The organism is Homoserinimonas sp., assembly GCF_056262345.1.
This window is the reverse complement of the sequence record NZ_JBACFR010000101.1, coordinates 1-8,758: the sequence shown is the minus strand read 5'-3', so window position 1 is coordinate 8,758 and position 8,758 is coordinate 1. Positions and strand designations below refer to the sequence as shown.

Here is an 8,758-nt window from a genome sequence, read left to right as displayed (position 1 = left end):
CCACCTACACGGGCCTTTTGGAGCCCATCCGCAAGGCATTTGCCAAGGCGAACGGCGTCAAGCCGGCGCTCTTTAGCTCGAACTCCGAGGGTGCGTGCCCGAACTGCAACGGCGCAGGAGTCATCTACACCGACCTTGGCGTGATGGCCAGCGTCGCCTCGACGTGTGAGGTCTGCGAGGGCAAGCGATTCCAGGCCTCGGTGCTCGAGTACACCCTCGGCGGACGCAATATCAGCGAGGTTCTCTCGATGCCGGCCTCAGAGGCTAAGGAGTTCTTCGCCGCGGGGGAGTCTCGCATTCCGGCCGCCCACACCATCTTGGAGCGCCTCACGGACGTCGGCCTCGGCTACATCAGTCTCGGCCAGCCGCTCACGACGCTGTCGGGCGGTGAGCGTCAGCGCCTCAAACTTGCCACCCAGATGGGTGAAAAGGGGTCGGTCTATGTTCTCGACGAGCCAACGACCGGGCTACACCTTGCCGATGTTGAACAGCTCCTTGAGCTTCTAGACAAGCTCGTAGATTCAGGCAAATCGGTCATTGTGGTCGAGCACCACCAGGCCGTTATGGCCCACGCCGACTGGATTATCGATATCGGGCCGGGCGCAGGCCACGATGGCGGTCTCGTCGTCTTCGAGGGAACCCCAGCGGACCTTGTCGCGGCGAAATCCACCCTCACTGGCGAGCATCTGGCCAACTACGTCGGCGCCTAGGATGCCGCTGTGGCAGGTTCAGTGAGTCGCGTGATTTTCATGTGTGGGCCAGCAGGCTCAGGCAAGACGCGTCACGCTCGATCTCTAGAAAATGAGGGAATGACGCGTTTATCATTCGACGTGGAAGCATCCCGGCGTGGAATCACGTCGATGCCGCTGCCTGAGGATGTTCACGCAGATATCGAGGCGCTGCTGCAGCGCAGATTACTCAGGCTCGTGAGCGAAGGTTCCGACGTCGTTCTCGACTTCTCGTTCTGGTCGCGCAAGATGCGCCACGACTACAGAAAGCTCCTGGAGCCGACCGGCGTGATTCCAGAGACGATTTATCTCGCCACCAGCCGCACAACGGCGCTGGAGCGAATTCGCGCGCGACGCAACAGTCACGCCGACGACTTTGCACTAAACGACGAACTCGCCGCGCAGTACTTCGACAATTTCGAGCCGCCGACTGCAGCAGAAGGCCCACTGACGATCATCTGCTGAATCATCAGCCCGGGCAGGTTCGAACCGCTCTCGCCAGACTACTCATATCGCCGATAATGCACATTATGTCAAGTAGGCCGTGAAGCGCCGCCTTTTCCCGTCAGCGGAAACGATGCGACGCTCCTCTGCTGGCGCAGATGACCACCGTCTAGCGGGCTTGTTGGGGACATCTACTTGAGACGAATCAGCCCGGCTCCGCCCGCATCGTAATCGCGCGCCTGAGGCGGGACCGAAACTTTTGGGCAATGTAGGCCAGCACGACGAGAGCCAGAATCCCGACCAACTGGACGAGCGCGAGGAACGGACTACCAGCCTGACCATTGCTGATTACGACGAAGGCGATAGCTATCAGGACTGCCGTAGTAACGAGCGAACCGACGAGCACAGTGAGCCATAGCAGGGACGCAGGGGCGAGCACGGATCCACGGTAAATGCGGCGCACGGTCAGAGCGATCATCACCAGGGAAACCAGCCCGAGAACGGTGATGGCGCTGGCCAGCGCGAGCAACGGCATACGCAAGCCAGCGTATTCAGGAAGGCTAGTGGCGATATCCGCTGACAATCCAGGGAGAAGCGCGAGCGCGCCAATTCCGACAAAGAACAGTGCCCCCAGCGCGCACTCTATGACAACCACAAGCGCCAGGGAGACTCGCGGCAGATTCTCGTTCATTTATTGATTATCGATACAAATCGATCGATAATCAATAGGCTGAACCGCCGAGCACCATATCCACTCCCCCGGGCTGGAACGTCGTCCTGCGCCTGTATCGCCCGCAACAGCACGCCGTGGCCCGGTGGCAGGTTCCCCCGATCGAAGCAGTGCCTTAGTGCTCAGCGCCGGGCTGCCGAACATGCTTCGGCTGACCAACCTCGTTGAGCGGCACGGCCTCTGGCAGCGGTGCGCCGTTCAGGTCGTCGACCGGGCACTCGAAGATCGTGTGCCCCTCAGAGTGGTCGACAACGTGCTCCCCCAGCGGATGCCCGCACACGGAACACGTCCAGTCCACGAGATGGCGCTCGTTCTCGGTGTGGCGTTCGGCATCCCCCGGTTCGGGCCCCGGGGTTGGCCCATTCAGCTCATCGTCCACCGAAACGGGGCGCGCAATAACCCAGTCGGCCAACGTCATCCGGGGGGCTCGCGGGTCGATCTTCTTCTTATCGTGCTGAGTGTGTTGTCCTGCGGCACTCACGCCATCCTGATCCATGGCCAGAGGGTACGTCCGCGGTACTCAGCGCACCAGCCCGCGAAGCGCCAAGCACCGCCGAGGGGCGCGAAATTCGCCCTTGCGACGCCCCTGAGCACGCATTTGGTACCCCTCGCGCACCTCCGCGCCCGGCAAGCCCTCTCCCACCTAGATAGCGGAGGCCGCCGCCCAGGCGGCCAGTTTGGCGGATGCTGCGCCAGAATCGATCGCTGCAGCGGCAACATCCATCTTGGATCGGAACCGCTCGAGGATCGGCACCTGCGTCTGCGACGCATCCTGCGCCAAATCCCAGGCAATCAGCCCAGCTGCGGCGTTCAGGAGCACGATATCCCGCACAGGGCCGGCCTCTCCCCCCAGCGTGCTGCGGGCGATTACAGCGTTGCGCACGCCATCGCCGCCGATGAGATCGTCGATCTTTGCCGTGGGGATGCCGAGGTCGCGGGGGTCGAGGTCATGTTCGTGCACATCGCCTCGGGAGACCTCCCAAATGTGACTGTGGCCCGTCGTCGTGAGCTCATCGAGGCCATCGTCGCCGCGAAACACGAGCGCCGTCGCTCCCCTGGTGCGAAAAACGCCCACGAAAAGCGGAACCGTCTCAAGGTTCGCCACGCCGACCGCGGATGCCTCTGGCCGGGCAGGGTTACAGAGCGGCCCCAGAAAGTTGAAGACTGTGGGCACGCCAAGTTCCTTGCGCACGGCTGCCGCGTGGCGAAATCCGGGGTGAAAAAGCGACGCGAAAGCGAAACCGATGCCCGTTTTCTCAAGAACCGAAAGAACTTTTTCTGGCGACTGCTGAAGATCGATGCCGAGCTCGGTGAGCACGTCAGACGCGCCCGACTGTGAGCTCACCGCACGGTTTCCATGCTTCAGAACTTTGGCGCCCGCCGCAGCGCAGACAATGCTCGCCATCGTCGAGATGTTCACGGTCCCATAACGGTCTCCCCCGGTTCCGACGATGTCGAGAACCATCGGATCCACGTCCAGAGGCACGGCATTCTCGAGAATCGCGTCGCGGAAACCGACAATCTCGTTGACCGTCTCGCCCTTACGGCGCAGGGCAATAAGGAAGCCCGCGAGCTGGGCAGCCGATGCCTCTCCGGCCATGATCTGCGCCATTGCCCAGGATGCCTCGCTAATGGTGAGGTCTTCTCCGTCAAGCAACGTAGTGAGCAGGTGAGGCCAAGAAACGTTTGAGGACATGGCCAAAATCCTACCGACTGGCTAGGCACACCCTGCGGGATGACGACCTCGCCCTATTTTTCGGCCATAATGGGACTCGTGACCAGCACCTCAATAACCCATGCCCCCGGGGCCCCTGTCGTGAACAGGCCTAACGTCGTCGCGATCGGCACGATCGTCTGGCTGGGCAGCGAGGTCATGTTCTTCGCCGGCCTCTTCGCCATTTACTTCACTCTTCGCGGCACGTCCCCGGAGCTGTGGGCTGCAGAGACCGCCGTTCTCAACGTGCCCTTCGCGCTCACCATCACGATCATCCTCGTGCTTTCCTCTGTGACTGCTCAGTTCGGCGTCTTCGCCGCTGAGCGCATGCAGCCGCGTCGCACAGGCACGCTGCTGCAGGTCGGCAAATGGGGAATGGTCGAGTGGTTCTTCCTCACTTACCTCATGGGCGCGCTGTTCGTGACCGGCCAGGTGTTCGAGTACGCGACCCTCGTGAGCGAGCACATCGGGCTCCAGTCGAACTCGTATGGTTCCGCGTTCTACATCACGACCGGCTTCCACGGCCTGCACGTGATCGGCGGCCTCATCGCGTTCCTCTTCATCATCGGTCGCGCCTACGCGGTCAAGCACTTCGGGCACAAAGAAGCGACCAGCGCAATCGTCGTTTCGTACTACTGGCACTTCGTTGACGTGGTCTGGATCGGCCTGTTCCTGGTGATCTACGTTCTCAAGTAGACGTAGTTCGCCCCCTCCTCACACTGAATCTCGCAGATAACGCAGAACGGGAAGTCCACAGCACCATGGGAATTGACTCGACTAAGCCGAACGGTCGTCGCACGCAAGTGGGACGTCGTCACCCCCTGGCGAGCGTCGCGCTCATCCTCGCCGGCCTTGTGGCCACCGGCGGCGCGTATGCACTCTTCACATCGACAGCCACGGCGGAGACCGCCAGCTCCGAGGTCGTGCATCAGCAGCTGGTCGACGAGGGTGAAGCACTCTTCGCCGCCAACTGCTCCAGCTGCCACGGCATGAATGGTGAGGGCACCGAAGAGGGCGTAAGCCTGTTCGGTGTCGGCGCTGCCGCTGTCGACTTCCAGGTCGGAACCGGCCGCATGCCGATGGCTGCCCAGGGACCGCAGGCAGAAAAGAAGCCCGTGCAGTTCTCTGACGAGCAGATTCTGGCACTCGCTACGTATGTCGCAGATTTCGCTCCGGGCCCCGAAATCCCCAACGAGGAGCTTCTCGACGGCGCAGACGCCGACCTCGCCAACGGTGGAGTTCTCTTCCGCATTAACTGCGCAATGTGCCACAACGTTGCTGGCGCCGGTGGTGCACTGACCGAGGGCAAGTTCGCTCCTTCGCTCCAGGGTGTTTCGTCGAAGCACATCTACGAGGCCATGGTGACCGGCCCCCAGAACATGCCGGTGTTCAACGACCTGAACCTCACGCCTGAGGACAAGGCGGATGTCATCGCTTACCTCAAGTACCTCGAGGAGACGCCCTCAGTTGGCGGTTTCACCCTCGGGAGCCTCGGACCTGTCTCCGAAGGTCTCTTCATCTGGATCTTTGGTCTCGGCGCTGTCGTCGGCGTAACGGTGTGGATCGCCGCACGCGCCAACTAGGCACACAACTCCCACAAGCTCTCACATCATCACCACTGCACCACACAACGTGCCAATCGAAGGGAAGAGAATGGCAAAGCAGGACAACGGCGAGTCTCTCGCCGCTGCCGGCTCGGCTGTCGAGAAAAGCGGAGCCCCAGCGGTTTCGCCAGGCACGGCCGTCGTCGCCTCAGACGCGCTCACCAACCCGGGGCTCCCCCCACACAATCCTCGGGTAACAGACACCGACCCGGCCAAGGAGCGCCACGCTTCGCGACTGGTCGGTGGACTCTTCCTCCTGTCGATCGTGGGAAGCATCTTCGCGATCGTCGCGTACATCATCTTCCCGATCACCCCGGGCGACATGTTGTCGGTTCGACTGAACACGCTCTTCCTCGGGCTTGGCATCACGCTCGCATTGATTCCTCTCGGAATCGGCGCGATCTACTGGGCCAAGAACCTCATGAGCAGCCACGAGCTTGTCGAGATGCGCCACCCCACGCGCGGCACCGACGAGACCCGCGCGGCTGCAGCAAACATCTTCACCCTGGGCAACCAGGAGTCGGGCTTCACCCGTCGCAAGCTCATCCGCAACAGCCTCATCGGAGCACTTGCCGTGTTCCCGCTGCCGGCGATCGTGATGTTCCGCGACCTGGCGCCTGCAGAGGACCCCGTAGCGCTCTTCAAGCACACGATGTGGAAGAAGGGCACCCGGCTGGCAATTGACCCCTCGGGCGCGCCGATCAAGGCTGCGGATGTTACCCGCGGTTCTGTGTTCCATGTCATCCCCGCGGACCTGTACGACGCCGAGCACGTTCTCGACGAGAAGGCCAAGGCCGCCGTGCTCCTCATGCGCCTTGACCCGTCCGAACTCAACGAGCTCGAAGAGCGCAAGGAATGGTCGTACGACGGCATCGTCGCGTACTCCAAGATCTGCACCCATGTCGGTTGCCCCGTTGCCCTTTACGAGCAGCACACGCACCACCTGCTGTGCCCCTGCCACCAGTCGACGTTCGACGTGACCAACCACTGTGAGGTCATTTTCGGACCGGCAAAGCGGCCGCTCCCCCAGCTTCCTATCGCCGTGGACTCCGAGGGCTACCTCATTGCCCAAAGCGACTTCCTCGAGCCCGTTGGTCCTAGCTTCTGGGAGCGTTCCGTATGACAACCACAGCAACATCCGCGGCCGCAGAGGCGTCCGTGACTGAGAAGGCCCCCGTCGGCCGCGGAATGCGTTTCACTAGCGCTGCCGCCAGCTACATCGACGACCGCACGAGCATCTCGGGCCTGGTCAAGGAACTCGGTCGCAAGATCTTTCCTGACCACTGGTCTTTCATGCTCGGCGAGGTCGCCCTCTATAGCTTCGTTGTGATCCTGCTCTCGGGCACCTTCCTGACGTTCTTCTTCGACCCGTCGATGACCGAGATCCACTACGAGGGCTCGTACGTTCCCCTCAAGGGCGTCGAAATGTCTGCGGCCATGGCCTCGACACTCGATATCTCATTCGATATCCGTGGTGGCCTGCTTATGCGCCAGCTGCACCACTGGGCCGCTCTGCTTTTCGTAGCGTCCATCGGGCTGCACATGCTCCGTGTCTTCTTCACGGGCGCATTCCGCAAGCCGCGCGAGATCAACTGGGTCATCGGCTTCGTTCTCTTCATCCTTGCGATGGCCGAGGGCTTCACCGGATACTCGCTCCCCGACGACCTGCTCTCGGGCAACGGTCTTCGCATCATAGACGGAATGCTCAAGGGCATCCCGATCGTGGGCACCTGGATCTCGTACCTGCTGTTCGGTGGCGAGTTCCCGGGAACCGAGATCGTGCCTCGCCTCTTCGTGCTGCACATCATGCTGCTTCCCGCGATCCTCATCGCGACCCTCGGCGTTCACCTGCTGCTGATGATTATCAACAAGCACACGCAGTTCGCTGGCCCCGGTCGCACCAACGACAACGTTGTTGGCGTGCCCGTGATGCCCGTGTTCGCAGCGAAGGCCGGCGGATTCTTCTTCGTCGTATTCGGCGTGCTGGTGCTGATCGCGTCGTTCTTCTCCATCAACGCGGTCTGGGTCTACGGCCCTTACGACCCCTCCCCTGTTTCGGCCGGTACCCAGCCCGACTGGTACATCGGATTCGCCGATGGAGCGCTTCGACTCGTTCCCCCGGGATGGGAGTTCCTGCTCTTCGGCTACACCGTGTCGATGAACATCCTCGTCCCCCTCGTTGTCCTGGGTCTGTTTATCGTGATTGTTGCGATCTACCCCTTCATCGAGGCCTGGGTCACGGGCGACCAGCGCGAGCACCACATCGCTCAGCGTCCCCGCAACGCGCCCACTCGCACGGCCATCGGTGCCGCAGGTGTCACGTTCTACGCGGTCATGTGGGCAGCAGCATCGTCCGACATCATGGCGACGCACTTCCATCTCACGATCGAGGGCATCACCCACGCGCTGCAGGCTCTGCTCTTCGTGGGCCCGGTTGTTGCCTACTTCGTGGCGAAGCGTGTCTGCCTGGCTCTGCAGAAGAAGGATCGCGAGATCGCCCTTCACGGCTTCGAGTCTGGTCGCATCGTGCGCTTGCCCGGTGGCGAGTACGTCGAGGTTCACCAGCCGCTGTCGGAGTACGAGCGCTGGCGTCTAGTCAGCTACGACGACTACAAGCCGTTGATGCTTCGCCCCAACGACCAGGGCAAGATCACAACCGGAATGCGCCTGCGTGCGGCGTTCTCCCGCTGGTTCTTCGAGGACAGGGTTTCGCCCCCGACTCGTACGGAACTCGAGCAGGGCGAACACCACTAGGTCGTTGCCTCAAACGAAGAATGCCCCCGCACATCGTGCGGGGGCATTCTTCGTTTGTGGCTGTGGCGCTGTGGCTGTGGCTGTGGCTGTGGCTGTGGCGCAGAGTAGCGTTGATCCGTGCATGAAGCTCACACCATCACGACTCGGGCCTACACCGCAGAAGATGCCCCAGCGACGCTGGGGATCTTTCTCCGAGCGATCACAGAGATAGCTAGCGCCGATTACACGGCCCTGCAGATCCGCGCGTGGGCCGGGATAACGCGGCGGTCTTTGGCTTCATGGCACGACGCACGGGCTGCAGCATCAACCCTCGTTGCGGTGGCCGACGGGCAGATCGCAGGGTTTGCGGACGTGCCCCCGGCCGGCTACGTAGACATGATGTTCGTAAGCCCTGATTCTGTGCGCCAGGGCGTGGGCTCCAGGCTGATCGTGGAGATATCCGGGAGGGCTGTGCGGGCCGGAGCACAGGAGCTCAGCACCAATGCGAGCATTACGGCTGTGCCGTTCTTCGAGCACCACGGCTTCGCCGTGGTTGCGGAGCAGCATCCAGAGATTGCCGGCGTAAGGCTCACCAACTACCGCATGACTAAACGCCTGTTGCAGGCGTAGCCACGTATCAATGCTCGGTGTTGAAGACCTTCTTGAGGTAATCCGCTGTGGAGCGATAGTCAAGACGGTCATAGAAGGCCGGTGCTCTGCGGCTGGCTACGATGAGCTCGCTGATCCCGCGACCACGGCAAATGTCTTCAACAGCGGCCACGAGGCTGCTGCCGATCCCCCGTCG

The 8,758-nt window shown here is 62.0% G+C and carries 11 protein-coding genes; 7 read left to right on the top strand and 4 right to left on the bottom strand.

Annotated elements, in window-relative coordinates:
* Positions 1-710, top strand: a 710-nt coding sequence (locus AC062T_RS05175; RefSeq protein WP_476028015.1) for an ATP-binding cassette domain-containing protein, incomplete at its 5' end; no start/stop codon positions are given.
* A 39-nt stretch (positions 711-749) separates the two neighbouring features.
* Positions 750-1,193, top strand: coding sequence for a P-loop nucleotide/nucleoside kinase family protein (locus tag AC062T_RS05170; protein ID WP_476028021.1), 444 nt, complete (start codon positions 750-752; stop codon positions 1,191-1,193).
* Positions 1,194-1,377: 184 nt separating this feature from the next.
* On the opposite strand, the gene AC062T_RS05165 is transcribed toward AC062T_RS05170, so the two are convergent.
* The 3 genes from AC062T_RS05165 to trpD form a co-directional block, all read right to left on the bottom strand.
* Positions 1,378-1,863: a DUF2975 domain-containing protein gene (locus tag AC062T_RS05165; RefSeq protein WP_476028013.1), complete on the bottom strand. Its 486-nt coding sequence runs from the start codon at positions 1,861-1,863 to the stop codon at positions 1,378-1,380.
* A gap of 154 nt (positions 1,864-2,017) precedes the next feature.
* Positions 2,018-2,398 (bottom strand): hypothetical protein, encoded by a 381-nt coding sequence (locus AC062T_RS05160; RefSeq protein WP_476028011.1) that lies wholly within the window; start codon positions 2,396-2,398, stop codon positions 2,018-2,020.
* A 147-nt stretch (positions 2,399-2,545) separates the two neighbouring features.
* The gene (gene trpD / locus AC062T_RS05155) at positions 2,546-3,598 is read right to left on the bottom strand and encodes an anthranilate phosphoribosyltransferase (protein WP_476028009.1); all 1,053 of its coding nucleotides are present in this window, start codon (positions 3,596-3,598) and stop codon (positions 2,546-2,548) included.
* A 69-nt stretch (positions 3,599-3,667) separates the two neighbouring features.
* Here trpD and ctaE point away from each other — a divergent pair, with 69 nt between their 5' ends.
* From ctaE to AC062T_RS05130, 5 genes are all read left to right on the top strand, one after another.
* On the top strand, positions 3,668-4,312 hold the full coding sequence (ctaE, locus tag AC062T_RS05150) for an aa3-type cytochrome oxidase subunit III (RefSeq protein WP_476028019.1): 645 nt from the start codon (positions 3,668-3,670) through the stop codon (positions 4,310-4,312).
* Between the two features lie 65 nt (positions 4,313-4,377).
* Positions 4,378-5,199, top strand: a complete 822-nt coding sequence (gene qcrC / locus AC062T_RS05145) for a cytochrome bc1 complex diheme cytochrome c subunit (RefSeq protein WP_476028007.1) — start codon at positions 4,378-4,380, stop codon at positions 5,197-5,199.
* Between the two features lie 70 nt (positions 5,200-5,269).
* The gene (gene qcrA / locus AC062T_RS05140; protein ID WP_108516272.1) at positions 5,270-6,343 is read left to right on the top strand and encodes a cytochrome bc1 complex Rieske iron-sulfur subunit; all 1,074 of its coding nucleotides are present in this window, start codon (positions 5,270-5,272) and stop codon (positions 6,341-6,343) included.
* Positions 6,340-7,974 (top strand): cytochrome bc1 complex cytochrome b subunit, encoded by a 1,635-nt coding sequence (gene qcrB / locus AC062T_RS05135; protein ID WP_108516270.1) that lies wholly within the window; start codon positions 6,340-6,342, stop codon positions 7,972-7,974. Before qcrA ends, qcrB begins: the two co-directional genes overlap by 4 nt.
* Positions 7,975-8,091: 117 nt before the next feature.
* Entirely contained in the window at positions 8,092-8,583 is a 492-nt protein-coding gene (locus AC062T_RS05130) for a GNAT family N-acetyltransferase (RefSeq protein WP_476028005.1), read from the top strand.
* A 7-nt stretch (positions 8,584-8,590) separates the two neighbouring features.
* Here the strand turns inward: AC062T_RS05130 and AC062T_RS05125 are convergent, their stop codons facing one another.
* Entirely contained in the window at positions 8,591-8,749 is a 159-nt protein-coding gene (locus tag AC062T_RS05125) for a hypothetical protein (RefSeq protein WP_476028017.1), read from the bottom strand.
* Between the last annotated feature and the right edge of the window lie 9 nt (positions 8,750-8,758).